Raw genomic sequence first — 24862 nt, 5'->3', positions numbered from 1 at the left:
GCGATCTTCTTGCGCAGCGGGGTCGGGTCGATGCCGTGCTCGGTGTTGTAGGCGATCTGCTTGTCGCGGCGCCGGTTGGTCTCGTCGATCGCCGAGGCCATCGAGGGCGTGATCTTGTCGGCGTACATGTGGACCTGGCCGGACACGTTGCGGGCCGCGCGTCCGATCGTCTGGATCAGCGACTTGTCGGAGCGCAGGAAGCCCTCCTTGTCGGCGTCGAGGATCGACACCAGCGACACCTCTGGCAGGTCGAGACCCTCGCGGAGCAGGTTGATGCCGACCAGGACGTCGTACTCCCCCAGCCGGAGGTCGCGCAGCAGCTCGATCCGCTTGAGGGTGTCGACCTCGGAGTGCAGGTAACGGGTGCGGATCCCGGCGTCGAGGAGGTAGTCGGTGAGGTCCTCCGACATCTTCTTGGTCAGCGTCGTGACCAGGACCCGCTCGCTCTTCTCCGCCCGGGTGCGGATCTCGTGGATCAGGTCGTCGATCTGGCCCTTGGTCGGCTTGACCACCACCTCGGGGTCGATCAGCCCGGTCGGCCGGATGATCTGCTCGACGGTGTCGCCCCCGACCTTGTCGAGCTCGTAGGGACCCGGCGTCGCGGAGAGGTAGATCGTCTGCCCGATCCGCTCGACGAACTCCTCCCAGCGCAGCGGCCGGTTGTCCATGGCGCTGGGCAGCCGGAAGCCGTGCTCGACCAGGTTGCGCTTGCGCGACATGTCCCCCTCGTACATGCCGCCGATCTGCGGCACCGTGACGTGCGACTCGTCGATGACGAGCACGAAGTCCTCGGGGAAGTAGTCCAGCAGGCAGTTGGGTGCCGAGCCGGGCTGGCGCCCGTCGATGTGCATCGAGTAGTTCTCGATGCCGGCGCAGGACCCGACCTGGCGCATCATCTCGATGTCGTAGGTCGTCCGCATCCGCAGCCGTTGGGCCTCGAGCATCTTGCCCTGCCGCTCGAACGTCGCCAGCTGGTCCTCGAGCTCGAGCTCGATGCCGCGGATCGCCCGCTCCATCCGCTCAGGGCCGGCGACGTAGTGGGTGGCCGGGAAGATGTAGAGCTCCTCGTCCTCGGTGATGATCTCGCCGGTCACGGCGTGCAGCGACATCAGCCGCTCGATCTCGTCGCCGAAGAACTCGATCCGGACCTGGTGCTCCTCGTAGACCGGGAAGACCTCGAGGGTGTCCCCGCGCACCCGGAACGTGCCGCGGGTGAAGCTCATGTCGTTGCGCGTGTACTGCATCTGGACGAGCTGGCGCAGGATGCCGTCGCGGTCGTGGGTCTGGCCGACCTTGAGCCGCAGCATCCGGTCGACGTACTCCTGGGGCGTGCCGAGGCCGTAGATGCAGGACACCGAGGCCACCACGATCGCGTCGCGCCGGGTGAGCAGCGAGTTGGTCGCCGAGTGCCGGAGCCGCTCGACCTCGTCGTTGATCGACGAGTCCTTCTCGATGTAGGTGTCGGTCTGCGGGATGTAGGCCTCGGGCTGGTAGTAGTCGTAGTAGGAGACGAAGTACTCGACCGCGTTGTCCGGGAAGAGCTGACGGAGCTCGTTGGCGAACTGGGCGGCCAGGGTCTTGTTGGGCTGCATCACCAGCATCGGGCGCTGGATCTGCTCGGCCACCCAGGCCACGGTCGCGGTCTTGCCGGTGCCGGTCGCGCCCAGGAGCACGACGTCCTGCTCACCCGCCTGGATCCGCCGGGTGATCTCCTTGATCGCGGCCGGCTGGTCACCCGACGGGTCGTACTCCGCCTGCACGTGGAACGGGGCCACGCGCCGCTTGAGATCGGTGACTGGACGCATGTCCCGAGCCTACGGTGGACCACCGACAACGCCCTGCTGAGTCGAGGGGAGTGACAGCCGTGACAGAAGTGGACGCCGTGGAGCGGCTGCGGGCGATCGCCACGGCGCTCCCCGAGGTCACCGAGAAGCTCAGCCACGGCGAGGTCTCGTTCTTCTGCCGCAAGCAGTTCGTGATGCTCGACGACCACCACCACGGCGCCGACCACCTGGCGTTCTGGTGCGCCGCGCCGCCCGGCGCGCAGGAGGAGCTGGTCGGCAGCGACCCCGGCACCTACTTCCGGCCGCCGTACGTCGGCCACCGTGGCTGGGTCGGCGTCCGGATCGACCGGGACCCCGACTGGGCCGAGGTGGCCGAGGTGGTCCGGGAGGCGTACCGGACCGTCGCACCGCGCACGCTGGTGGCGCGGCTGGATGCGGACGACCCGCGGTGACGTGGCGGAACCGCGGGCGCCGGCACGCGCTCGCGGTGGCGCTGGCGCTGGTCGTGATCGGCGCGGCCATGGCGGTCGGCGTGCTGTGGAACCGACCTCCCGGCGATCTCGTCGGCGACTGGCTGGCAACCTCGGTCGAGGTCGACGGCTCCTCGGTGCTGGAGCCCACCGACAGCTCCCTGCCCACGCTGACCCTCGAGCGGGACGGCAGGCGGCTGGTCGCCCGCGTCACCGTGGGCTGCAACACGATCGGTGCACCGGCGACCTACCGCATCGGCGGTGGTCTGACGTTCGGCGACCGGTCGACCACCCTCATCGGCTGCCCCGAGCGCCTCGCCGAGCTCGAGTCGGCACTCGGCGAGGCTCTCGACCGGGTGGACCGCGTCGAGGTCGACGGGGACGACCTGACGTTGACCGGCGACGACGTCGAGATGTCGTTCACTAGATTGGCCGCGTGACCCGGCCCGAGCACACGATCGAACGCGTGCTGCGATGGGCCAGGCGCACGCTGCTCGTGGTGTTCGGCGTACCGATGGCCATCGGGATCGTGATGAGCCTGGTCGACTCCTACCGGCGCCGCGGCAAGAAGCCCAAGCCGTTCCCCGTCACCGCCCCGACGACGGTCACCGTCGGCGACGGCGAGATCACGACGTACACCTTCGGCCGGGACCTGTACGCCGACATGCTCAGCGCCATCGAGAGTGCCGAGCGGCGGATCCTGTTCGAGACCTACATCTGGAAGGGCGACGAGGTCGGCGAGCGGTTCAAGACCGCGCTGGCCGACGCCGCCGCCCGCGGCGTCGAGGTCTACTGCATCTACGACGGGTTCGCCAACCTGGTCGTGAGCCCGGCGTTCAAGCGGTTCCCGCCGTCGATGAAGGTGCTGCGCTACCCGATCTACGGTGCGGGCTGGCGGTTCTTCGACCTCGGTCGTTACGGCCGCGACCACCGCAAGATCCTGGTCGTCGACGACAAGGTCGGGTTCGTCGGCGGCTACAACGTCGGCTCGGCCTACGAGACGGAGTGGCGCGACACCCACGTGCGGGTCACCGGTCCGGGCGTGCTCGACCTGGTGCGGGCCTTCGCCGACATGTGGAACCTGCACCGCCGCAGGAAGCTGATGCCGAGCGAGCGGCCGCTGCTCCTCGAGGCACCGCTGAGCTGGGAGCCGAAGATCCGGTTCCAGCGCAACCTGCCCCGGCTGTGGATGTTCCCCATCCGCGGGATGTACCTCGAGGCCATCAACCGGGCCAGCAAGAACGTCTGGATCACGCAGGCGTACTTCATCCCCGACTCGGACTTCGCAGAGGCGCTCGCGAACGCCGCCCGGCGGGGCGTCGACGTCCGCCTGCTGGTCCCGCTCAAGTCCAACCACGTGGTCGCCGACTGGCTCTCGCGCGGCTACTACAGCCAGATGCTCGACGCCGGCGTCCGGATCTTCCGGTTCAAGGACGCGATGGTGCACGCCAAGACGGCCACCGTGGACGGTCTGTGGTCCACCGTCGGCACCGCCAACATCGACCGGCTCAGCCTCCAGGGCAACTACGAGATCAACGTCGAGGTCATCGACCGGGACCTGGCCGGCGTGCTCGAGGACATCTGGGCGACCGACGAGTCCAACTGCATCGAGCTCACCCACGGGGAGTGGGAGGCCCGCGACCTGCACCGGCGGTTCACCGAGCTGGTGCTGCGCCCGCTACGGCCGATGCTGTGACCTCCACCCTTGCGATCGGATTGCAAGCGCCGTGACCTTCGGCTAGCCAGCCGGGTAGTGAGTGGGGAGTGACATCCGGGGGCCGTGCCGAGGCCGGCGCAGGCCACCCATCGCCACCAGCATCGGCACCCGGCCGCGGTGTGGGCGCCACGGCTCGAGGAACGCCTCGAGCTCGGCGTCGTCGAACGGGGTCCCGGTCAGCGCCCAGCCGACGTCCTTGGCGACGTGGTAGTCGCCGAACGACACGGCGTCCGGGTCGCCGAACGCGCGTTGCCGGACCTCGGCACTGGTCCACACCCCGACGCCGGGGAGCGACCGGAGCCGCCGGTCGGCCTCGTCGCACGGCACCGCCGCGGTCCGCTCCAGCGAGGCGGCGACCTTGGCCACGGTCACCACGGTCCGGGACCGGGCCGGGTCGATGTGCAGGCGCAGCCACTCCCAGGACGGGATGGTGCGCAGCCGGTCGGGCGGCGGCTGGACCCACAGCCTGCGCTCCCGGCCGGGCCCGGGGGCTCGCTCGCCGAACCGGTGGACCAGCGCCCGGAACCCGCCGAACGCCTCCTTGCCGGTGACCTTCTGCTCGATGATCGCCGGGACCAGCGCCTCCATGACGAGACCGGTCCGGCCCAGCCGGGCGTGCGGGTGGTGTCGCCGCAGCTCCTCCAGGACGGGGTGCTGAGGCTCGAACCCGCTCCAGTCGTCCTCGGCGCCGAGCATGGCCGGGACCGACTCGAGCAGCCAGGTCGCGCCCGGCCCCCACGCCTGGGCCAGCACGTCACCCTCGCGGGGCCGCGCCCGGACCGCCAGCGTCGCGGGTCCCTCGGGCGACCGGACGCCGCGCCACACCGTTCCGTCGTCGTCGACCCGGAACGTCGGGTCTCCCCCACCCCGGCGGTGCTGGCGGAGCGTGCCGAGGACCGAGCACGGCCAGCCCGGCCGCCACACCCGCTCCCGCATCGCCTCCACGGGGGCGACACTAACCTCGCCCCATGACACTCCAGATCGCCGACGCCGACCGGGTGCGGACCCTGACCCTCGACCGGCCCGACGCGCTCAACGCCTTCAACGAGGCGTTGTACGACGCCACCGCCGACGCCCTGCTCGCGGCGGCCGACGACCCGGACGTCGCGGTCGTCCTCGTCACCGGCAACGGCCGCGGGTTCAGCGCCGGCACCGACCTCCTGGAGATGCACAAGATCGCCACCGACCCGGCGTTCGAGCGTGGCCGGCACGGCTTCCCCGGCCTCATCGACGCGCTCGTCGCGTTCCCCAAGCCGCTGGTCGTCGCGGTCAACGGCGTGGGCCTCGGCATCGGCTGCACGATCCTCGGCTTCGCCGACCTCGCCTTCATGTCGTCCACGGCCCGGCTCAAGTGCCCGTTCACCTCGCTCGGCGTCGCTCCCGAGGCCGCGTCGTCGTACCTGATGCCGCTCCTCGTCGGCCGGCAGAACGCCGCCTGGCTCCTGCAGTCCTCGGAGTGGGTCTCCGCGGCCGAGGCGCTCGAGATGGGCCTGGTCTGGCGGGTCTGCGAGCCCGACGACCTGCTCGCCGAGGCGCACCGGCATGCGGCCGTCCTGGCGGCGAGGCCCATCTCCAGCCTGGTCGCGGTGAAGCGGACCATGACCGAACCCCTGCGCGCCGAGATCGACGCCGCCCGCGAGCGCGAGAACGCCGCGTTCGCCGAGCTCATGGGTGGCCCGGCCAACCTCGAGGCGCTGACCGCGTTCGCCGAGGGACGCGAGCCGGACTTCTCCGGGCTGTAGCGGCGCCCCCAAGGCGCTCCGTCGGTCGAGGACGGGCCCGCTCCGTCGGTCGAGGAGGGCCCCCTGACCCGTCACGACGTCGCACGCTTCTGCTGGGAGGCGATGAGCCGGGCCGGATTCCGGGCTGGGCTGGGCTGGCGGTGAGTGCGGGCCGGTTCAGCGCACCGGACCGGCACCTGGCTCACCGCTGCCCTGCCTGGCGGCCCTCCTGGACCTCCGGAGTGCGGCCCTTCGTCGACCCACGGAGAGCGAAGCCACCCCTAGGCTCACCCGCATGGCGATCGTCTACCCCCACGCGACCCTTTCCCCCGGAAAGCGCGACCTGATGGACGCCTGGCTCCCCAGCCGCCCGTGGTTCGACGGCCTGGCCGGCCGCAAGCCGGTGGGCTCCTTCCGCTTCGACGACCCGGCGGGCGAGGTCGGGATGGAGGGCTTCCTGCTCGGCGGCGAAGGCCTGTCGACGCTGTTCCTCCCGCTGAGCTACCGCGCCGCCGAGCTGGCGGGTGCCGAGGAGCACCTGGTCGGCACGACCGAGCACTCCGAGCTCGGCACCCGCTGGGTCTATGACGGTGCCGGGGACCCGGTCTTCGTGCAGAGCCTCGTGACCGCGATGGTGACCGGCGCGGCCGGTGTCGACCACGAGTACGACCTCGGCAACGGACCCGAGAGCAGCCCGACCAACGCGCAGGTCCGGGGCAGTGGTACGCCGGGGACCGACGTCCCCACGGTCGGCACCGTCACGTGCCGGGACGACGGACCGCTCACGATCATCGAGACCGGCGCGCTCCAAGTCCTCCTCGCCCGGATCGTAGGCACGGATGTAGCCGCGGACGCAGACCTCACGGTGACCTGGAAGGGCGGGACCGCAGTGATAGCCGGGCTTCTCTGACTAGCCCCGCGGCGCATCAAGCACCTCCGCCCCTGCGAGCAAGGGAGCGAAGCGACCGAGGCGAGCGATGGCGAGCGCAGCGAGCGCGCCCCGCGATCGGCTCGGCGGCCACGATGGACGGCGGAGCTCCGCGGAGCGGAGCGGAGCGTCCGTCGTGGGTGCCGGGCCGAAGCTCGCGGGGGTATCAATCCGTGTCGGAGTGGTCCATCTCCAGCGGCGCCAGCTCGCCGAGGGACTCGGCGACCACGACCAAGTCGTCGCCGACCTGGAGCCGGAAGTCCTGCGGCGGGTTCAGGTTGGCCTGGCCGTTGCGGCTGATCGAGAGCAGGGTCGCCCGGTGCTCGGCACGCAGCTTCGACGACAGCTCGTCGACGCTGAGGCCCACGTAGTTGTCGGGCAGCGAGACCCGGTAGAGCTCTGAACCGTCACCGCCGGAGACGATGTCGGTGACCAGCTCGGCCAGGCCCGGGTAGAGCGAGGACCGCGCCATCAGCCGCGAGACCAGGCGCGAGCTGACCACGATCTCGTCGGCCTCGGCGCGCTGGAAGTGCTCGACGTGCGCGGGGTTGTTGGCCTCCACGACCGTGCGCACCTCCGGCGCGATCGCCTCGATCGCCATCACGCACAGGATCGAGCGCATGTCGGCCTCGTTGCTGCCGTCGGCCGGGCAGATGACCGCCGCCATCGCCTCCTCGATGCCGGCCCGCCTGAGGTCGTCGGCCCGGGTGATGTCGCCACTGACGAAGTAGACGCCGTCCCCCGCGGGGTTCTTGTCGGTGTCGTGGATGACCACCACCTTGGTGGTGAACTCGTCACCTTCCAGCTCGGTGACCAGCTCCCGCGCGGTCGAGTTCCAGCCGCAGACGACGATGTGGTCGCGGAATCCCGCTGCACCCATGCCCATGCCCTCCTTGAGCAGGTATTCGATCAGGAACCCCACCAGCGCACCGGTGATGGCCGCGACGATGGCGACGCCGAACAGGATGAGCAGCCAGCCCGTGATCTGGCCGATCGCCGTCTGGACGGCGGACGAGTCACCAGCGCTGAACGACGTGGTGAGCGACCAGTAGAACCAGTCGCCGAGCTCGCGGAAGAAGCCTCCGACCGAGTGCCACCCGCGCCCCTCGGTGTCGCGCTCGGCCAGCGTCAGGATGGTCGAGGTGAAGAGCAGGAAACCGAGCAGCGCGACGCCGACCCGCCCGAAGAAGGCGCCGTCCATCCCGGAGGTCATCCGCCGGAAGTGGAACGCCGCTCGGCGCAGGACGGGCAGCGCGAAGAACAGCCGGAAGCTCTTCGGGACCAGTGCCACGCGGGGGATCATCGCACCGCTGAGCCCGGCGGCACATGGCCCAGTTGGATCATGGACCCCGGTACGCCGCCTCGACGAGCTCGGGCCGCGCCTCGGCCAGCACGGCGTCCCGGTCCTCGGCGAGCACGAACCCGGACGCGACGGCCTCGTCGGTGGCCTGCTCGTAGGCCTCGAGGTAGGCAGCCCGGTCGCTGTAGAGCCAGCGGAGCACGTCGTCGTCGAGCGGCAGGGTGCTCCCGAACAGCTGGCAGATGACAGGCGCGTCCGGGTCGGTGTCGCCGCGCAGGACCGACACCGGGGCGTCGACCGCCGGCGTGCGGACGCCGCCGCGGGCGTTGCCGACGTCGTCGACCACGAACCCACCGTCCTGCACGGTGAGCCGCGCGGCCCGGGGTGCCGGCGGCCCGCCGCGCGCCCACGACTCCAGGTGCCGCAGCGCCGCGCGGACGACGTACGCCTGCTGACCGGTGTTGACCGGACGCGGGCAGCCCAGGAGCTCCTCGAAGTCGCCGATCTGGAACTTGTCGGCGTGCGCCGTGCCCGCGACCTCCCAGAGCCGGATCCGCTCCGAGTCGGGCTGGCGGGCGGGCAGGTACCGCAGCCGGCCGGTCAGGTCGGTCTCGGTCTGCACCATGACGACCGGTACGTCGACGTCGTCGCGGACGACCGTGGGCGGGTCGCTGCGGAACTCTCCGATGTCGACGGGAGCTCCGGCCTCGCCCAGTGGCATCGCGGCGCCGCCGCGGGAGTGGACCAGGAACCCGTCGAAGGCCCGGGTGAGCGGCTGCACCCCGTTGACGTAGCTCGTCAGGGCGTACGCCGACTGCGACTCCCCCACCGCCAGCCTGGTGGTGATCTCGAGGTCGGCCAGGGCGACCCGGGTGACGGCGTCGGCGACCGCCGTGAAGATCCCGTAGCAGTAGGCGTCTCCCGGGTGCGCGAGCGCGCGGTAGCGGGGGTCCGCCTTGAGCGGCTGGAGGCCCAGGTCGCCCACGGCGGCGTCCCCGCCCTCGACGCCGACGTACTGCGCGGACACGCCCACCCAGGTGTGGCCGCGGCGGACGATCTCGTCGGACAGGTAGGTCCAGTCCGGCGCCGCGTCGGACCCGCTGCTGACGTTGAGCCACTCCACGACCAGGGTGCCGCTGAACGACGCCGGGTCGACCGGCCGGCGCACGACGCAGCGGGTCGCGAACGGCGCCTCGCCGACGGCCTCCAGGTCCCAGCGTCCGTCGGTCGGGGTCGCCCCGGCGTAGGCGACCGCGGCGCCCCGGACGACGTACTCGGTCTCCGCGTACCCGTGCAGCGACAGGTCGGGTCCGGGCCGGGCCGCCATCAGGTTCGACGGGCCGTCCAGCGCCTCGAGCTCAGGCACTCGCCGCCGGCCTCGGCGAGTGGCCGGAGGACGGCTCGATGAACACGCCGTCGGCCTCGACAGTGACCCCGTCCGAGTCGGAGATCGTCGCGACGACGAAGACCTTGCGACCCTCCTCGCGGTCGATCCGGCCCTCGAGGTGCAGCGGCCCCAGCGGCGTGCCGCGGCGGTAGCGCATCGTCAGGGTGCCGGTGAACGTGGGCCGCTTCATCCCGCTCGCGGTCTCGCCCATCAGGTGGTCGAGCATCATCGCCGTGACCCCACCGTGCACCAGGCCGGGCGGCCCCTCGTAGGCCGCGCCCAGGACGATGTCGGCGTGCGCCCGGCCGTACCCCGTGTGCACCACCGTCATCGGCGGTGCGATCGCGTTGTGGGCGCCGATGACCGCGTTGCCCCAGTGCCAGGCGCGGCGCTCGGAGTTGTAGCGGCCGCCGGCGGACCCGGGCAGCTGGCTGGCCCGGAGCCGGGCCACCAGTCCCTCGAGCTCCTCCTGGACCGCCCGCACCTCGTCGTCGTCGACGGTGGTGCGGATGGTGGCGTCCACCAGGTCGCGCACGGCGTCGGTCAGGGGACGTCTCAGCGCCTCCCGCCGGTCGACCTCGGCGGTCGGCAGGTCCTCGTGGACGAAGCCGCTCACTGCGGGGTCACGCCTTGCTCGCCCTGGCGATCGACTCCTCGACGACCTGGTTGACCCGTGACCCGATCGGCCACCCGGCGTAGTGGCACACCAGGATCGTGATCTCGCGCAGCGCCTCGGCGTCCAGCTCCTCGGCGGCGAGCGCGGCCGGTACCTGGATGCTCAGCACGTCGGTCTGGTTGCTGCCGGCGAGCATGCCGATGAGCAGCAGGCGGCGGTCCCGGTTGGACAGGCCCGGCCGGTTCCAGATGTCGGCGAACAGGTGGTCTGCGGTGTAGCGGAAGAAGTCGCCCTGGCCGTCGGTCATCTCGAAGCCGTAGACCTCCTCCATCTTCTCCAGGCCCCTGCGCCGGAGCTCGGGGAGGTCGTCGAACTTGCCGCCCTGCGGGCTCGTCGGATCACTCGTCGGCTCACTCATGGGGCAGTCCCAGTCCCTTCGCCAGCCGCTCCCGCGCCTGCCGCGCGAGCGGTACGTCGACGCCCAGTGTGTCGGCCAGCTCGATCGCGAAGGAGAGGTCCTTCTCCCCCAGCGCCCGGACGTGGTCGAACACCCCGAACCAGAAGTCGTCCTCGGCCAGCGGCGCGGTGGTGTCGCGGTGCATGATCGCGCCCGGTCCGCCGGTGATCGCGTCGGTGTGCCGCACGACGTGCCCGAGCTCGACGAGGTCGAGCCCCGCGGCCTCGGCCAGCCGCTGCGCCTCGGTCGCCGCGGTGAAGGCGACGAAGTGCATCATGTTGCGGGCCAGCTTCATCTGGGTCCCGGCGCCGATCGCCCCGGCGTGCACGACCCGGGACCCCATCCGCTCCAGGACCGGGCGCGCCGCGGCGTACGCCGCCTCGGAGCCGCCCACCATGATCGCCAGCGTCCCGTCCGCCGCGCCCATCGCGCCACCGCTCACGGGCGCGTCGACGACCAGCACGTCGTGGCGACCCGCGGTGACCTCGAGCTGCCGAGGCGTCAGCGGGGCGACGGTCGAGTGGACGGCCACCACCAGGCCGGGCCTCGCGGTGCCGAGCGCCTCGCCGAGCACCTCGCGCACCTGGTCGTCGTCGCGCACCATCACGCACAGCACGTCGACCTGGCCGGCGAGGTCGGCGACGCTCGCCGCTGCGCCGGCGCCCGCCGCGACCAGGTCGGCCACGGGCTGGGGTGCGACGTCGTACACCACCAGGTCCCCGCCGGCGGCGAGCCGTTGCGCCATCGGCTTCCCGATGTTGCCCAGCCCGACGAACCCGACTCTGGTGTCGGCACTCATGCCCGGAACGTCTGTCCGCCGTCGACGGCGATGATCTGGCCGGTGACCCAGGCCGCCTCGTCGGAGAGCAGGAACAGGCAGGCGCCGACCATGTCCTCGGGCTGGCCCATCCGCTTCAGCGCCAGGCCCTTGACCAGGTCCTTGGCGGCGTCGCCGGCCTGGGTGCGGGTGGCCTGGGTGTCGGTCGGCCCGGGGGCGATGGCGTTGACCCGGATGTTCATGCCACCGAGCTCGTGGGCGAGCTGGTGGGTGAGGCCGTTCACCCCGACCTTCGCGAGACCGTAGAAGCCTGAGTAGAGGTAGGCCGCGGTCGAGCTCTGGTTGACGATGGACCCGCCGCCGCGCTGCTGCATCAGCGGGTAGCAGGCCCGGGTCATCACCAGCGCGCCGTCCATGTTGACCGACATGAACCTGCGGTAGTAGTCCCAGTCGACGCTGATCAGCAGGTCGAACTGCATGTCGCCGTAGATCGCGGCGTTGTTGACCAGCAGGTCGATGCCGCCGTACGCCGCCACGGTGGCCTCGACCATCGCGGCCGCCGACTCGGCCGAGGACACGTCGGTGCGCACGAACAGCCCGCCGATGTCGGCGGCCACCTTCTCCCCCGCCTCGGTGTTGAGGTCGGCCACCACGACCGACGCGCCTTCCGCGGCCAGGGCGCGCGCGTAGGCCTCGCCGATGCCCTGTGCCGCCCCGGTGACGACCGCGACCTTGTTCTCGAACCGTGTGCTCATGAGAGTGCCTTCCTTGAGGTGGTCTCGAGGCTCGGCGCAAGCTCGCCTCGCACCTCAACCACCGAGGACGATGGTTGAGGCGCGAGCGAAGCGAGCCTCGAAACCTCGCAAGCCGGTGCTGGGACTGAACTACGCGGGCTCGGCAACGGTCTTCGTCTCCAGGTACTCCTCGAAGCCGGCCACGCCCATCTCGCGGCCGATGCCCGACTGCTTGTAGCCGCCGAACGGCGCGTCCGGGCTGAACCAGACGCCGCCGTTGACCGCGAGGGTGCCGGTGCGGATCCGGCGCGCCACGGCCTTGGCCCGCTCGAGGTCCCCCGAGTCGACCGACCCGGACAGCCCGTAGTCCGACTCGTTGGCGATCCGGACCGCGTCGTCGTCGCCGTCGTGCGGGATGACGACGAGCACCGGCCCGAAGATCTCCTCCTGCGCGAGCCGCGAGGAGTTGTCGAGGCCGGCCACCACGGTCGGCTCGACCCAGTAGCCGTCCTGGTCGATGACCTTGCCGCCGGTGGCGAACGTGCCGCCCTCCTCCTCGGCTACCCGCAGATAGGACTCCACCCGGTCCCGCTGCGACTGCGAGATCACCGGACCGCAGATGGCACCGGGGTCGGAGGGGTCCTTGGCCCCGATGGACTCCATCGTCGCGGCGGCCACCTGCACGGCCTCGTCGTACTTCTCACGCGGCACCACGAGCCTGGTCGTGATCGCGCAGCCCTGGCCGGCGTGGATGCAGGCGGCGAACGCCGTCGCGCCCGCGACCGAGGCGACGTCGGCGTCGTCCAGCGCGATCGCGGCGGACTTGCCGCCGAGCTCGAGGAACACCTTCTTGAGCGTCGGGGCCGCCGCGGCCATGATCGCCCGGCCGGTGGCGGTGGACCCCGTGAACGACACCATGTCGACCCGCGGGTCGGTGGCCAGGACCGACGACACCTCGTTGGAGCGCGGCGTGACGACGTTGAACACCCCCGGCGGGATGTCGGTCTCCTCGGCCACCAGCCGTCCGAGCTCGCAGGCGAGCCACGGCGTGTCCGGCGCCGGCTTGAGCACCACGGTGCAGCCGGCCGCCAGCGCGGGGCCGACCTTGGCCAGGTTGATCTGGGTGGGCACGTTCCAGGGCGTGATCGCGGCGACGACGCCGACCGGCTCGCGGATCACGGTCCGCCTGCTCGGGATCCCCATCGGGGAGGCGACACCCAGGTCGCTCTCCCACTCGTAGGACTCGGCCAGGTCGGCCACCCAGGCGAGACCCTCGACCGGTGCGTCGAAGCCGGCCGCGCCGACCATGAAGTCCGGCATCCCGACCTCGGCCCGGGTGAGCGCCTTGAAGTCGTCCGCGGTGGCGAGCAGCGCGGCGTGCAGCTGGCGCAGGCAGCGCACCCGGAGCTCGACGTTCGTCGACCAGTCGCTCTCGTCGAAGGCCCGGCGGGCCGCGGCGATCGCGGCGTCGACGTCGGCCGCGGTGGCGTCGGGCGCCTGCCCGATCTCGGCACCGGTCGCGGGGTTGAGGATCGGGTACGTCGCGCCGTCGCTCGACGGCGTCAGCTTGCCGTCGATGAGGAGCTGCGCGGGGGCGGTCACGCCGGGTCCTGGGTGACGAACTCGCCGGCCTCGACGGGCGGCGGCCACACGGTCGAGGGCAGGTCCTCGGGCCGGTAGTGGCCCGGCACCTCGAGACCGAAGACCTTGAGCCGGGCGTGCAGGGTGTCCGGCGCCTTGCCGGACTTGAGCACGGCGCCCATGGTGTGGGCCATGGCACCGAAGTCGAACCAGTCGCGCTGCCACGAGAACTTCAGCTCGCCGCCGGCCTGACGCTCGACGCCGAACCAGCTGCCGCCGAGCCCGGGCACCTCGAACTCCTTGCCGGTCTCGTCGTTCGTGATGCCCGACCGCTGCTTCCAGAACCCCACGATCATCGCGTTCTTCTCGTCGATGACGGTCGCCTGGTAGTCGTAGTGCCAGCCGTCGAACCCGTCCATCTCGATGCCGATGGCCCAGTCGCGGATCTGGTCGCGGCCGACGGCCATGAAGTGCTCATCCGGCGTGAGCATCCATCCGTACGTCGCGTCCTCGGCGTACCAGTCGGCCATCACCCGCCAGTCGCCCGACTTCTCGGCGTCGCGGTTGACCTGGAGCCAGGTCTCCCAGAACCCCTCGATCTCGGCACGGGTCAGGCTCGTCATGCGCTCTCCTCTTCGATGCTCAGCGCCATCGCTGGGCAGTAGCGGACCGCGGCCTCGACCTGAGGACGCAGGGACTCGTCGGGGTGCTCCTGGAGCACGGTCACCAGGTCGGCGGCCTCGTCGAAGCCGAAGACATCCGGCGCCTCTCCCTGGCACATCTGGTGTCCCTGGCACAGGTCGAGGTCGGCGACGACCCTCACGAGGTGCCTCCGGGCCGGGCGGCGGAGTCCCCGGATATCCGGTGACTCTGTGACTTCTGCAGCGAGATCTCGGTGCAGAAGCGTCGGGGTCCCCTGATATCCGGGGACTCCGCCCGCCGCCTCACCGCGCCCTCCGGCGGTACCGCGCGCGGCAGGGACGCTGGAGCTGGATGACCATCTTCGAGTAGTCGTCGCGGTAGGTCTCGCTCGGCTGGACCAGCTCGAACTCGAAGTCGCGCAGGAGCACCGAGAAGATCGCCTTGATCTGCATCATCGCGAACGCGTTGCCGACGCACCGGTGCTTGCCGGCGCCGAAGGGGATCCAGGTCCAGCGGTTCTGCAGGTCCTCCTGGCGCGGGTCCCGGTAGCGCGTCGGGTCGAAGCTCTGGGCGTCGGGGAAGTCCTCCTCGAGCCGGTTCGACACCCGGGGGGACGAGGCCACGATCGTGCCCACCGGGATGGTGTGCCCGGCCAGCTCGATCTCCTCGGCGACCTGGCGCATCAGGATGATGAGCGGCGGGTGCAGCCGCAGCGTCTCCTTGATGACCGACTCGAGCTTGGGGATCGACCGCAGCGCCTGGAACGAGATCTCCGAGCCGTCGGCGTAGAGGTCGTCCAGCTCCTCGACCACCTCTGCCATGACGTCGGGGTGGCGCATGAGCTCGATGAGGGTCCACGCCGACGTCCCCGACGAGGTGTGGTGACCGGCGAACAGCATTGAGATGAACACACCCGTGATGTAGTCGGCGCTCATGTCGATCGAGATCAGCACGTCGAGCAGGTCGCGGGCGTCCCTCTCGACCGTCCCCCGCTCCTTGCGCCGGTCGATGATCCCCTGGACCAGCTCGACCAGGGTCTCGCGCGAGCGGTCCCGGATCTCGAAGGCCTCGACGCCCTCCATGTAGGGGTCGACGTAGGCCAGCGCGTCGGTGCCGCGCTCGAGGCCGTGGTAGGCCTCGGCGAACCGGTGGTCGATCTCCTCCCGGAACGGGAGCCCCACCAGGCAGGCGGCCGTGTTGTAGATGGTGAGCTCGGCGAAGAAGTCGAGCAGGTCGATCTCGCCCTCGTCGCCCCACTCGGCGACCATCCGGGTGATCTCGTTCTCGATGGTGGTCGCGTGGCCGCGCATCTGGTCCCCGCGCAGCGCCTGGTTCTTCAGCATCTGCTGGCGCTCCTCCGGCGAGGCGTCGAAGACGACACCCTTGCCGAAGATCGGGGTCATGAACGGGTACGCCGCCGCCTGGTCCAGCGTCGAGTCGGGGGCCTTGAAGAACTGCTCGTTGACCTCGGCGCCGGTCACCATCACGACCTCCTTGCCGGCGATCCGGAACCGGCCGATCTCCCCGCACTCGGCGTGGACGCGCTCGAACAGCGCCACGGGGTCGATGCGCATCTCGGCGAGGTGGCCATGTCCGTCCTCGTCGGGGACGGCGACCGAGACCTCGGGGATCGCGTCAATTCCGGCGGCGGTGGCGGTCATCTCGGGGCCCCCGCGGAGACGCGAGCGCAGCGAGCGCTCTTCGTGGGGTGAGTCATCGCTCCTCCAAGGGGGCTTCGGGGTTGACCTCGACGAGGCTCAGGTGGACGCCACGCGGCGCGCTGACGACGGTGGTGATCGCGTCGGCGACCGCGGCGGGCTTCATGAAGTGCGGGTGCCGGGCCATCCCGAAGCGCACCCACTGGGTGAGCACGAACCCGGCCTCGTCGGCGTCCCAGTCGGCGCCCATCTCGCTCCAGGTCGGGCCCGGGCGCACGACGCTGGCCCGCACACCCGTGCCCTCGAGCTCCATCTGCAGCGACTGGGCCATCCCCTCGAGCCCCCACTTGCCGGCCGAGTACGCCGCCATGAAGGGCCGGGCCCGGACGGCCGTGTCGGACGAGATGAAGACCACGTCCCCGCGGCGGCGTTCGATCATCCCGGGGACGAACGCCTTGACCAGCCGGTGCGCCCCGACGACGGTGAGGTCGAGCTCGCGGGTGAACCGCTCGGAGTCCACCTCGACGATCGTGCCGGGCGCCACGGCGCCGGCGTTGCTGACGACCACCTCGATGTCGCCGAGCTCGGCCGCGACCGCCTTGGCGAAGGTCTCGACCGAGGCCTGTTCGGTCAGGTCGAGCGGGTGGGTGACCGCCTCGCCGCCGTCGGCGCGGATCTGCGCGGCGACCTCGTCGAGCTTGTCGGTACGCCGCGCGCCCAGGGCGACCGGGTAGCCGGCCGCGGCCAGGCTCAGCGCGGTGGCGGCGCCGATGCCGGACGAGGCGCCGGTGACGACCGCCGGCCGGCGTTCGGGCTGGTCGTACTTGCCGTTCCTGGCCACGTCAGCGCGCCTCCACCGTCATCGGTTCGACGGCGAAGCCGCGGACGTTGACCGAGTGGACCCGGCGGCTGGCGCCGTGGTCGACCGAGATCGTCCGGGCCCGCTCCACGAGCGCGGTCAGCGCGACCCGCGCCTCCAGCCGGGCCAGGTTGGCGCCCAGGCAGAAGTGCCGGCCACCCCCGAAGGACAGGATCTGGGCCAGCTCGTCCTTGTCACGGGTGATGTCGAAGTCGTCGGGGCGACCGAACACCCGGTCGTCGCGGTTGGCCGAGCCCAGGCAGAGCAGCAGCTTGGAGCCCTGCGGGGCCACGGCACCGTGCAGCTCGACGTCGCGCAGCAGGTAGCGCGCGAGCAGCTGTGAGGAGGTGTCGAAGCGCAAGGTCTCCTCGATCCACGGGTTGACCAGCTCGGGGTTCCCGTCCCCGCCGAAGACCTGCTCGAGCTGCTCCGGGTGCCGGGTGAGGTGGTAGACGGCGTGCCCGAGCAGCTTGGTCGTCGTCTCGTTGCCGGCGACCACCATGAGGAAGAGGAACGCGATGACGTCCTCGTCGCTGAGCCGCTCGCCGTCGACCTCGGCCTCGATGAGGGCGCTGGTGAGGTCGTCGGACGGCTGCTTCCTCCGGGCGTCGACCATGGCCTGGTAGTAGACGACCAGCCACATCGAGGCCTCGGCGCCCGCCGGTGGCACGTCGTAGACGCCGTCCTCGCGGTGCACGACGATGTCGGCCTGGCGGCGTACCTCCGCCCGGTCCTCCTCGGGGACGCCCATCATCTCGGAGATGACGTCCATCGGGAGCTTGCCGGCGAAGTCGGTGATCCAGTCGAAGCTGCCCCGCTCGAGGCACTCGGCGAGGTAGCGGTCGGTGAGCTCCTGGATCCGCGGCAGCAGGTCGTGGACCCGGCGCGGGGTGAACCCGCGGGAGACGAGCGCCCGCAGGCGGTTCTGGCGGGGCGGGTCCATACCGAGGATCGACATCACCTTGTGGGCGTCAGGGCCCCACGCCGACTTCTCGATGGCCACGCCCCACGAGTTGGAGTACGTGCCGTCGCTCTTGAGCGCCTCGGCGATGTCGGCGTGCCTGGTGAGCGCCCAGAGGTCGAGCTCCGGGTTGTGGTGCAGCGGCTCGTGCTCGCGCAGCCAGGCGTACGTCGGGTAGGGGTCGTCCTGGAAGGTGTAGTCGTAGGGGTCGAGGACGACCCTCTCCTTCGTGAGGCTCACACGTTGCCCTTCATCACGGTGGCGACCAGCGCGTCGAAGCGGGCCGCCAGGTCGTCGTAGGAGATGAGGCCCATCCCGGTCTGCAGCAGCGTGCCGACCTGGACCATGGCGAGCGCGTCGAGGAGCTCCTCGCTCGCGCTCTCGCCCAGCGCCTCGCGGAACCGGCCGAACATGTCGAGCCCGATCACGGTGCGGAGCCGCTCGACGTCGGGGTCGGTGCCGAGCAGCGCGTGGTTGGCCGCCGCCGCCAGGTGCGGGCTCTCCGCCAGGACTGCGGACAGCTGCCGGGTCACCGACTGGACCCGCGCCAGCGGTGTGGTGCCGCTGATCTCGGCCGGGTGCTCGAGCAGCACCTTGCGCCAGAACAGCTCGGCGAACAGGTGGTTGCGGGAGGCGAAGTAGGTGTACGCCGTCGCGGGGCTCACTCCCGCGCGGCCCGCGACGGTACGCACGGTCACCGACTCCGGCCCCACCGTCCGGAGCTCCTCGGCAGCGGCGGTGAGCAGCCTCTCGACGGTCTCGGCCTGTCGCGCGTTCAGCTCCTGGCGAGGCAGGGTGGACACGTGACTGGACACCTGTCCAGGTTAGGGGTCAGGCGATCCCGAGCGCAAGGACCACCGCGCCCGCGGTCAGGACCAGCGCGGGAACGACCCGCCTGCGGGCCAGCCCCTCGTGGAGGACGTAGGCGCCGAGCAGGACCCCGATCGCGATGCTGAGCTCGCGCAGCGCGGCGACCGCGGCCAGCGCTCCGCTGGTCTGGGCGAGCAGGACCAGCCCGTACGCCACCAACGACACGGCTCCCCCACCCAGCCCCGTGAGCACCTGTCGCCTCCCGAGGGTCAGCAGCGCTCGGCGGCGCTTGGCCACGGCGTACGCCGGGACGACCCACGACTGCAGCAGCATCAGCCAGCCGGCGTACCCGAGCAGCGGCGCGCCGCCGGACACGGCCAGGCCGTCGACGACCGTGTAGCCGGCGATCGCGACGCCCGTGCCCAGCGCGGTGGCGATGCCGCGGCGGTCGGTGCGGGTCAGGGCCGGGCCGACGAACGTGATGCCGAGCAGGCCCGCCACGACCAGGCCGGTCCCGACGACGACGTCGATCCCGAGCGGAGACCGCGGCAGGGCGACCGACGCGACGGCTACCAACGCCACCCCGGTGCCGCGGGACAGCGGGTACGCGCGGCTGAGGTCGGCGACCTGGTAGCTCGCCATGAGGAGCAGGAGGTACGCCACGTGCAGGACGGCCGAGAGCGCGGCGAGCCAGAAGTAGTGCCGGCCGACCGGCTCCCCGACGACCACCAGGACCGCGCCGAGCACCAGCGTCGACGTCGAGATCAGCGCGAACCCGACCAGCCGATCCTCGGCGGCGTGCGCGATCGCGTTCCACCCCGCGTGCAGGACCGCGGCCGCGAGCACGAGCAGCACCACGAGCGGTCCCGGGTCGAGCTGCATGTCTCCCACCGGTGGTCGAGGAGGTCGCGCAGCGACCGTCTCGAGACCTGGTGAGGCAGTGCTGGGAACCGACCACCGTCGGTGGTCGCGGCAAGAATGTCAGTCATGCTCCTCGCCGACATCGTGGCCACCTCGCAGGCGGTGGCCGCGACCCGCTCGCGCAAGGCGAAGGTGGCCGCCCTCGCGGAGACGCTGGCGCAGGCCGGCGACGAGGCCGAGACGGTGACGTCCTACCTGGCGGGCTCGCTGCGGCAGCGGCGTACGGGCCTGGGATGGCGCTCGATGCAGGCGCTGCCTGCGCCGGCCGGGGAGTCGTCCCTGACGGTGCGCGAGGTGCACGACGCGTTCGAGCACATCGCCGGGTTGTCCGGTGCCGGGTCGCAGGCTGCGCGGGCCGAGGCGACCGCCGAGCTGTTCGGCCGGGCGACCTCGGACGAGCAGCGCTGGCTGCGCGGGCTGGTCACCGGCGAGGTCCGCCAGGGTGCGCTCGACTCACTGGTCCAGGAAGGCCTGGCGGCGGCGAGCGGCGTACCCCTTCCGGCGGTCCGGCGGGCGGCCATGATGGCGGGCTCGACGGTCGCCGTCGCGTCGGCCGCGCTGACCGGGGGCGAGGAGGCGCTCGCCGAGTTCGTGCTCGAGGTGGGCCGGCCGGTGCTGCCGATGCTGGCCTCCAGCGCCACCACCGTCGACGCGGCCATGGCCAAGGCCGGCGGCGGTGCCGTGGCGATCGACACCAAGCTCGACGGCATCCGCATCCAGGTGCACCGGTGGGACGACGAGGTGATCGTCGCGACCCGGTCGCTGGAGGTCATCACCGAGCGGCTGCCGGAGGTGGTCTCGGTCGCCCGTGCGCTGCCGGCGCCGCGGTTCGTCCTCGACGGCGAGGTGCTGGCGCTCGACGACGCCGGCCGGCCCCGCCCGTTCCAGGAGACCGCCTCGCGGACCGCCATGACCGCGGGCGTCCACCTCACGCCCTACTTCTTCGACCTGCTCCACCTCGATGGCCAGGACTACGTCGACGCTCCGGGGCGTGAACGGCTCGAGGCGCTCGACCGGCTCGTCCCGGAGGAGCACCGGATCGCCCGGCTGGTGACCGACGACCCGGCGGCCGCGGAGTCGTTCGTGGCCGAGGTGCTCGCACTCGGCCACGAGGGCGTCGTGGTCAAGAACCTCGCGGCGACGTACGACGCCGGCCGCCGCGGCTCCTCGTGGGTCAAGGTCAAGCCGGTCCACACCCTCGACCTGGTCGTGCTCGCCGTCGAGTGGGGCTCTGGGCGTCGCAAAGGCTGGCTGTCCAACATCCATCTCGGCGCGCGTGACGACTCCTCCGAGACCGGGTTCGTGATGCTCGGCAAGACGTTCAAGGGCATGACCGACGAGATGCTCGCCTGGCAGACCGAGCGCTTCACCGAACTGGCCACGGGACCGAGCGACGGCTCGTCGTACGTCGTGCCCGTCCGCCCCGAGCAGGTGGTCGAGATCGCCTTCGACGGCCTCCAGCGCTCGACGCGCTACCCGGGTGGGCTGGCGCTTCGCTTCGCCCGCGTCGTCCGCTACCGCGACGACAAGACCGCCGCCGAGGCCGACACGATCGAGACGGTGCGGGAGATCGCCGGTCCGTAGCGCTTCGTCACAGTTGTGCAACTCGGAGTTGCACAGCATTTACGCTGGTCCACGTGACCAGGCGCGCACCCGACGACCAGCCCCGGACGACCGCGGCGATGCGCCGTCGGGAGCGCGAGAAGGAGATCATCGCCGCGACCCGGGCTCTGTTCGACGAGAAGGGGGTCCGCGAGGCGCAGATCGAGCAGATCGCCGACGCCGTGGGCATCAACCGGGCGATCGTCTACCGGCACTTCTCCGGCAAGGAGGAGCTGTTCGCGCTGGTCCTGGCCGACTACCTCGACGAGCTCCGAGGCGCGATGGTCGCGGCCGACGAGGGCGACCCCGACCCGACGGCCCGGCTCGAGCGGCTGGTCGGCGCGTTCGTGGACTACGGCGTCGCGCACCCGGCGTTCATCGACTGCGCCCAGGCGCTGATGCGCCGTCGCGGCGACGAGCTGCTCCGGGAGATCTCCGAGAACGCGCTCTTCCGGCTCGGCCGCGGCATCTCCGGGTGCCTTGCGGTGCTCCAGTCCGCGCTCCAGGCGGGCGTCGACGCCGGAGTCTTCCGGGTCGAGAACCCGACCCTGCTCGCCAACGCGCTCTACGCCAGCGGTCTCGGCGCTCTGCAGCTCGCCCGGGTCGGCATCCTGGTCACCGAGTCCTCCCCCGGCCTGCCCACCGTCGGTGAGGTCTCCCCCCAGCAGGTGCGCGCCTACCTGGTCGACTCGGCCCTGGCGCTGGTGACGCGGTAGCCGGTCAGAGCGCGCATCAGCGGTGGGTCGCGCGGCGCGCCGACCTCATCTGGCAGCCGCCACAGGGTTGGCTCGGCCGATGGACCACGCCTGGCACGTCGAGCAGCGGGAGATCGACCGGCAGATCTCCCGCCGCGGCACCAGGCATGCCTGGGAGTCGCTCGACCCGTCGCGTACGGCGCTCGTGGTGGTGGACGTCGTGCCGTTCTTCTTCCAGGACAACCCTTACCTGCCCGGCATCGTGCCGCGGATCAACACGATCGCCGCGGCACTGAGATCCGCAGGCGGCACCGTCGCCTGGGTCGTCCCCGGACGGCCTGAGCGGCGCCGGCTCGACGACGAGCTCCGTGGCGCGGAGATCGCCGAGGTGTTCCGCGGCTCCGGCGGAGAGGGCCCGGTGCGCGAGCGGCTCTGGCCGGAGCTCGACGCCCTCGACGGCGACGTCTACGCCGAGAAGACCACGTTCAGCGCGTTCTTCCCCGGGCGCAGCGACCTGCACGAGCAGCTCCAGGCGCGCGGCACCGAGAACCTCGTCGTCACCGGCACGGTCACCAACGTCTGCGTCGAGGGCAGTGTCCGGGACGCGCACGAGCTCGGCTACCGCGTCGTGCTGGTCGCCGATGCCTGTGCCGCGCGACGCGACCAGGACCACAACGCGGCTCTCTACACGACGTACCGGACCTTCGGCGACGTCCGGCCGACCGCCGAGGTCGTGAAGCTCTTCGCCTAGATCCAGGGGAGGCCACGGCGATCCGTCTGCGGTCCCCGGCGAGGAATCCCCGGCTCGACCGCAGACGAATCGTCCAGGCCGGGCCTACGCCCGCTCGAGGATCGCGGTCACGCCCTGGCCACCGGCGGCGCAGATCGAGATCAGGCCGCGACCGGTGCCGCCCTTGGAGCCCGCGAGGAGCTTGGCCAGGACCGGGACGATCCGGCCACCGGTAGCCGCGAACGGGTGACCCGCGGCGAGCGAGGAGCCGTTCACGTTCAGCTTCGAGCGGTCGATCGCGCCCAGAGGCGCGTCGAGACCGAGGCGCTCCTTGCAGAACACCGGGTCCTCCCAGGCCTTGAGCGTGGCCAGCACCTGCGAGGCGAACGCCTCGTGGATCTCGTAGTAGTCGAAGTCCTGCAACGACAGGCCCTCACGCTCCAGCATCCGCGCCATCGCGTAGGCCGGGGCCATCAACAGGCCCTCGCCGCCGGCCACGTAGTCGACGGCCGCGGTCTCGTACGCCGTCAGGTAGGCCAGCACCGGCAGGTCGTGCTCCTTCGCCCACTCCTCCGACGACAGCAGCACGACCGAGGCGCCGTCGGTCAGCGGCGTGGAGTTGCCGGCGGTCATGGTGGCAGCCTCGCCCTTGCCGAACACCGGCTTGAGCTTGGCCAGCTTCTCGACCGAGGAGTCCGGACGCAGGTTGTTGTCCCGGTCGACGCCGCGGAACGGCGTGATCAGGTCGTCGTTGAAGCCGGCGTCGTACGCCGCGGCGAGGCGCTGGTGCGAGAGCGCCGCCAGCTCGTCCTGCTCCTCGCGGCCGACCTGCCACTCGAGCGCGGTCAGCGCGGCGTGGTCGCCCATCGAGAGGCCCGTGCGCGGCTCGCCGTTCTGCGGGATGGCCAGGCCGATGTCGCCGGGGCGGATCGCGGCGAGCGCCTTGAGCCGCCCGGCCGTGTCGCGGGCGGAGTTCACCTTCAGCAGCTTCTTGCGGAGCTTCTCCGAGATGGCGACCGGGGCGTCCGACGTGGTGTCGGTGCCGCCGGCCAGGCCGACCTCGATCTGGCCGAGGGCGATCTTGTTGGCGACCTGGATCGCCGCCTGGAGGCCGGTGCCACAGGCCTGCTGGATGTCGGTCGCGGGGGTCTCGGGCGAGAGCTTGGACCCGAGGACCGACTCGCGGGCCAGGTTGAAGTCGCGGGAGTGCTTGAGGACCGCGCCGGCGACGACCTCGCCGAGCCGCTCGCCCTCGAGGCCGAAGCGGGTGACCGCGCCGTCGATGGCGGCGGTGAGCATGTCCTGGTTGGACGCAGTGGCGTAGACCGAGTTGGACCGGGCGAACGGGATGCGGTTGCCGCCGAGGACGGCCACGCGGCGGGTGCTGCCGGAGGAAAGGGACATGCGGTCAATACTGACCGGTAACCGCGAGGCAACAAAGGTGATGAGGGCGACGTCACGAAAAGTGGACTCGGAGTTACACAAGCAGTTGCAATGGACCCATGAGCGACACCTCGAGCGACTTCTACCGGGCCTTCACCTCTTCCGCGATCGGCAGGTTCCTCGCCACCAACCTGGGCCTGCCCCAGCCCACGAAGCTGGAGCGGTACGTCGTCGGCGCCCCGCTCGTCGACGGCACCGTCGTGGTCGGCGGCACCGGCCGGCTGGCCGAGTCGCTCCCCGGCATCCTCGACACCCTCGGCATCGCCTCGACCGACCAGGTCAACGCCACCGCTGAGCAGGGTGCCCGGTTCAAGGGTCTGGTCTTCGACGCCACCGGGATCACCACCTCGGCCGAGCTGAACGGCCTCCGCGACTTCTTCACCCCGCTGATGCGCAGCCTCGCGACCTGCCCGCGCGCCGTGGTCATCGGCACCCCGCCCGAGCTCCTCGAGGGCGAGGCCCGGGTCGCCCAGCGCGCGCTCGAGGGCTTCACCCGCAGCCTCGGCAAGGAGATCGGCCGCGGCGGCACGTCGCAGCTGGTCTACGTCGCCGATGGCGCCGAGGGCGCGGTCACGAGCACCCTCGGGTTCCTGCTCTCCCCCAAGTCGGCGTACGTCTCCGGCCAGGTCGTCCGGATCGGTGCGCACGGCGGCCAGGACGCCGGGCCCGTGGAGGACTGGCAGGCGCCGCTCTCGGGCAAGGTGGCGCTGGTCACCGGGGCGAGCCGCGGGATCGGCGAGCAGATCGCCCGGGTCCTGCACCGCGACGGTGCCACCGTCGTGGGCGTCGACGTCCCGCAGCTCGCCAGCGACCTCCAGGCCCTGATGAAGGAGCTCGACGGCGACTGGATCGCGCTCGACATCACCGCGAAGGACGCTCCACAGCGGATCGCGCACCACCTGCAGGAGAAGCACGGCGGCGTCGACGTGGTCGTCCACAACGCCGGCGTCACCCGCGACAAGAAGCTCGCCAACATGGCCGAGGACCGCTGGGAGTCGGTGATCGCGGTCAATCTCACCGCCCCGGAGCGGATCACCCGCGAGCTGCTCGACCAGAAGGTCATCCACG

The 24862-nt window shown here is 71.4% G+C and carries 26 protein-coding genes; 9 read left to right on the top strand and 17 right to left on the bottom strand.

Annotated elements, in window-relative coordinates:
* On the bottom strand, nt 1–1805 hold a 1805-nt coding region (gene uvrB, locus JHD21_RS08155), incomplete at its 3' end, for an excinuclease ABC subunit UvrB (RefSeq protein ID WP_292673301.1).
* A 59-nt stretch (nt 1806–1864) separates the two neighbouring features.
* On the opposite strand from uvrB, the gene JHD21_RS08150 reads away from it, so the two are divergent.
* The 3 genes from JHD21_RS08150 to JHD21_RS08140 are packed head-to-tail and all read left to right on the top strand — an operon-like array spanning nt 1865 to nt 3950.
* A complete protein-coding gene (locus JHD21_RS08150) occupies nt 1865–2236 on the top strand; it encodes an MmcQ/YjbR family DNA-binding protein (RefSeq protein ID WP_292673298.1) in 372 nt (123 codons plus the stop codon).
* Nucleotides 2233–2694: an META domain-containing protein gene (locus JHD21_RS08145; protein WP_292673295.1), complete on the top strand. Its 462-nt coding sequence runs from the start codon at nt 2233–2235 to the stop codon at nt 2692–2694. The genes JHD21_RS08150 and JHD21_RS08145 overlap by 4 nt, the downstream gene beginning before the upstream one ends.
* Complete coding sequence (locus tag JHD21_RS08140; protein ID WP_292673293.1) at nt 2691–3950, top strand: phospholipase D-like domain-containing protein; 1260 nt, start codon at nt 2691–2693, stop codon at nt 3948–3950. Before JHD21_RS08145 ends, JHD21_RS08140 begins: the two co-directional genes overlap by 4 nt.
* A gap of 42 nt (nt 3951–3992) precedes the next feature.
* Here JHD21_RS08140 and JHD21_RS08135 read toward each other — a convergent pair whose 3' ends face one another.
* Nucleotides 3993–4907, bottom strand: coding sequence for a DNA-3-methyladenine glycosylase 2 family protein (locus JHD21_RS08135; RefSeq protein ID WP_292673304.1), 915 nt, complete (start codon nt 4905–4907; stop codon nt 3993–3995).
* A gap of 32 nt (nt 4908–4939) precedes the next feature.
* Here JHD21_RS08135 and JHD21_RS08130 point away from each other — a divergent pair, with 32 nt between their 5' ends.
* The gene (locus JHD21_RS08130) at nt 4940–5713 is read left to right on the top strand and encodes an enoyl-CoA hydratase-related protein (protein WP_292673290.1); all 774 of its coding nucleotides are present in this window, start codon (nt 4940–4942) and stop codon (nt 5711–5713) included.
* A 274-nt stretch (nt 5714–5987) separates the two neighbouring features.
* A complete protein-coding gene (locus tag JHD21_RS08125) occupies nt 5988–6602 on the top strand; it encodes a hypothetical protein (protein WP_292673287.1) in 615 nt (204 codons plus the stop codon).
* 184 nt (nt 6603–6786) lie between these two features.
* Here JHD21_RS08125 and JHD21_RS08120 read toward each other — a convergent pair whose 3' ends face one another.
* The 14 genes from JHD21_RS08120 to JHD21_RS08055 all read right to left on the bottom strand — a co-directional run bounded on the left by JHD21_RS08120 (nt 6787) and on the right by JHD21_RS08055 (nt 19285).
* On the bottom strand, nt 6787–7911 hold the full coding sequence (locus JHD21_RS08120) for an NAD-binding protein (protein ID WP_292673284.1): 1125 nt from the start codon (nt 7909–7911) through the stop codon (nt 6787–6789).
* Nucleotides 7912–7960: 49 nt separating this feature from the next.
* Nucleotides 7961–9286, bottom strand: a complete 1326-nt coding sequence (locus tag JHD21_RS08115) for an alpha/beta hydrolase domain-containing protein (protein ID WP_292673281.1) — start codon at nt 9284–9286, stop codon at nt 7961–7963.
* Complete coding sequence (locus JHD21_RS08110; RefSeq protein WP_292673279.1) at nt 9279–9923, bottom strand: PaaI family thioesterase; 645 nt, start codon at nt 9921–9923, stop codon at nt 9279–9281. Before JHD21_RS08110 ends, JHD21_RS08115 begins: the two co-directional genes overlap by 8 nt.
* Nucleotides 9924–9930: 7 nt before the next feature.
* The gene (locus tag JHD21_RS08105; RefSeq protein ID WP_292673277.1) at nt 9931–10341 is read right to left on the bottom strand and encodes a carboxymuconolactone decarboxylase family protein; all 411 of its coding nucleotides are present in this window, start codon (nt 10339–10341) and stop codon (nt 9931–9933) included.
* Nucleotides 10334–11179, bottom strand: a complete 846-nt coding sequence (locus JHD21_RS08100) for an NAD(P)-dependent oxidoreductase (RefSeq protein WP_292673275.1) — start codon at nt 11177–11179, stop codon at nt 10334–10336. Before JHD21_RS08100 ends, JHD21_RS08105 begins: the two co-directional genes overlap by 8 nt.
* Nucleotides 11176–11913, bottom strand: coding sequence for an SDR family oxidoreductase (locus JHD21_RS08095; RefSeq protein ID WP_292673273.1), 738 nt, complete (start codon nt 11911–11913; stop codon nt 11176–11178). The genes JHD21_RS08100 and JHD21_RS08095 overlap by 4 nt, the downstream gene beginning before the upstream one ends.
* Nucleotides 11914–12042: 129 nt before the next feature.
* Nucleotides 12043–13494 (bottom strand): aldehyde dehydrogenase, encoded by a 1452-nt coding sequence (locus JHD21_RS08090; RefSeq protein WP_292673270.1) that lies wholly within the window; start codon nt 13492–13494, stop codon nt 12043–12045.
* Nucleotides 13491–14096: a hypothetical protein gene (locus tag JHD21_RS08085; protein WP_292673268.1), complete on the bottom strand. Its 606-nt coding sequence runs from the start codon at nt 14094–14096 to the stop codon at nt 13491–13493. Before JHD21_RS08085 ends, JHD21_RS08090 begins: the two co-directional genes overlap by 4 nt.
* Nucleotides 14093–14296 (bottom strand): ferredoxin, encoded by a 204-nt coding sequence (locus tag JHD21_RS08080; RefSeq protein WP_292673265.1) that lies wholly within the window; start codon nt 14294–14296, stop codon nt 14093–14095. Before JHD21_RS08080 ends, JHD21_RS08085 begins: the two co-directional genes overlap by 4 nt.
* Before the next feature lie 121 nt (nt 14297–14417).
* The gene (locus JHD21_RS08075; protein WP_292673263.1) at nt 14418–15776 is read right to left on the bottom strand and encodes a cytochrome P450; all 1359 of its coding nucleotides are present in this window, start codon (nt 15774–15776) and stop codon (nt 14418–14420) included.
* A gap of 52 nt (nt 15777–15828) precedes the next feature.
* Nucleotides 15829–16614, bottom strand: a complete 786-nt coding sequence (locus JHD21_RS08070) for an SDR family oxidoreductase (RefSeq protein WP_292673261.1) — start codon at nt 16612–16614, stop codon at nt 15829–15831.
* Between the two features lies 1 nt (nt 16615).
* Nucleotides 16616–17833, bottom strand: a complete 1218-nt coding sequence (locus JHD21_RS08065) for a cytochrome P450 (protein WP_292673259.1) — start codon at nt 17831–17833, stop codon at nt 16616–16618.
* Nucleotides 17830–18408, bottom strand: coding sequence for a helix-turn-helix domain-containing protein (locus JHD21_RS08060; RefSeq protein ID WP_292673257.1), 579 nt, complete (start codon nt 18406–18408; stop codon nt 17830–17832). Before JHD21_RS08060 ends, JHD21_RS08065 begins: the two co-directional genes overlap by 4 nt.
* A 16-nt stretch (nt 18409–18424) precedes the next feature.
* Complete coding sequence (locus JHD21_RS08055; protein WP_292673255.1) at nt 18425–19285, bottom strand: hypothetical protein; 861 nt, start codon at nt 19283–19285, stop codon at nt 18425–18427.
* Nucleotides 19286–19390: 105 nt separating this feature from the next.
* Between JHD21_RS08055 and JHD21_RS08050 the strand changes: the two genes are divergently transcribed.
* From JHD21_RS08050 to JHD21_RS08040, 3 genes are all read left to right on the top strand, one after another.
* Nucleotides 19391–20908: an ATP-dependent DNA ligase gene (locus JHD21_RS08050; protein WP_292673252.1), complete on the top strand. Its 1518-nt coding sequence runs from the start codon at nt 19391–19393 to the stop codon at nt 20906–20908.
* Nucleotides 20909–20961: 53 nt separating this feature from the next.
* Nucleotides 20962–21642, top strand: a complete 681-nt coding sequence (locus JHD21_RS08045) for a TetR/AcrR family transcriptional regulator (RefSeq protein WP_292673249.1) — start codon at nt 20962–20964, stop codon at nt 21640–21642.
* Nucleotides 21643–21721: 79 nt separating this feature from the next.
* Nucleotides 21722–22372 carry an isochorismatase family cysteine hydrolase gene (locus tag JHD21_RS08040; protein WP_292673247.1) on the top strand — a complete coding sequence of 217 codons (651 nt, stop codon included), beginning with the start codon at nt 21722–21724 and terminating at the stop codon, nt 22370–22372.
* An 84-nt stretch (nt 22373–22456) separates the two neighbouring features.
* Here the strand turns inward: JHD21_RS08040 and JHD21_RS08035 are convergent, their stop codons facing one another.
* Nucleotides 22457–23755, bottom strand: a complete 1299-nt coding sequence (locus JHD21_RS08035; RefSeq protein ID WP_292673244.1) for an acetyl-CoA C-acetyltransferase — start codon at nt 23753–23755, stop codon at nt 22457–22459.
* 98 nt (nt 23756–23853) lie between these two features.
* Between JHD21_RS08035 and JHD21_RS08030 the strand changes: the two genes are divergently transcribed.
* Nucleotides 23854–24862 (top strand): 3-oxoacyl-ACP reductase (locus JHD21_RS08030; protein WP_292673242.1); only part of this gene is annotated, 1009 nt, incomplete at its 3' end.

This window comes from Nocardioides sp. (assembly GCF_016462705.1).
GTDB lineage: Bacteria > Actinomycetota > Actinomycetes > Propionibacteriales > Nocardioidaceae > Nocardioides.
This window is presented reverse-complemented; position numbering and strand designations above follow the sequence as displayed.

What these genes read in the sequence shown, in the direction of transcription:
- JHD21_RS08135 (WP_292673304.1), bottom strand. Translation starts at nt 4,907, where the DNA reads ATGCGGGAGCGGGTGTGGCGGCCGGGCTGGCCGTGCTCGGTCCTCGGC.
- JHD21_RS08130 (WP_292673290.1), top strand. Translation starts at nt 4,940, where the DNA reads ATGACACTCCAGATCGCCGACGCCGACCGGGTGCGGACCCTGACCCTC.
- JHD21_RS08125 (WP_292673287.1), top strand. Translation starts at nt 5,988, where the DNA reads ATGGCGATCGTCTACCCCCACGCGACCCTTTCCCCCGGAAAGCGCGAC.
- JHD21_RS08105 (WP_292673277.1), bottom strand. Translation starts at nt 10,341, where the DNA reads ATGAGTGAGCCGACGAGTGATCCGACGAGCCCGCAGGGCGGCAAGTTC.
- JHD21_RS08100 (WP_292673275.1), bottom strand. Translation starts at nt 11,179, where the DNA reads ATGAGTGCCGACACCAGAGTCGGGTTCGTCGGGCTGGGCAACATCGGG.
- JHD21_RS08095 (WP_292673273.1), bottom strand. Translation starts at nt 11,913, where the DNA reads ATGAGCACACGGTTCGAGAACAAGGTCGCGGTCGTCACCGGGGCGGCA.
- JHD21_RS08085 (WP_292673268.1), bottom strand. Translation starts at nt 14,096, where the DNA reads ATGACGAGCCTGACCCGTGCCGAGATCGAGGGGTTCTGGGAGACCTGG.
- JHD21_RS08075 (WP_292673263.1), bottom strand. Translation starts at nt 15,776, where the DNA reads ATGACCGCCACCGCCGCCGGAATTGACGCGATCCCCGAGGTCTCGGTC.
- JHD21_RS08055 (WP_292673255.1), bottom strand. Translation starts at nt 19,285, where the DNA reads ATGCAGCTCGACCCGGGACCGCTCGTGGTGCTGCTCGTGCTCGCGGCC.
- JHD21_RS08050 (WP_292673252.1), top strand. Translation starts at nt 19,391, where the DNA reads ATGCTCCTCGCCGACATCGTGGCCACCTCGCAGGCGGTGGCCGCGACC.
- JHD21_RS08040 (WP_292673247.1), top strand. Translation starts at nt 21,722, where the DNA reads ATGGACCACGCCTGGCACGTCGAGCAGCGGGAGATCGACCGGCAGATC.
- JHD21_RS08035 (WP_292673244.1), bottom strand. Translation starts at nt 23,755, where the DNA reads ATGTCCCTTTCCTCCGGCAGCACCCGCCGCGTGGCCGTCCTCGGCGGC.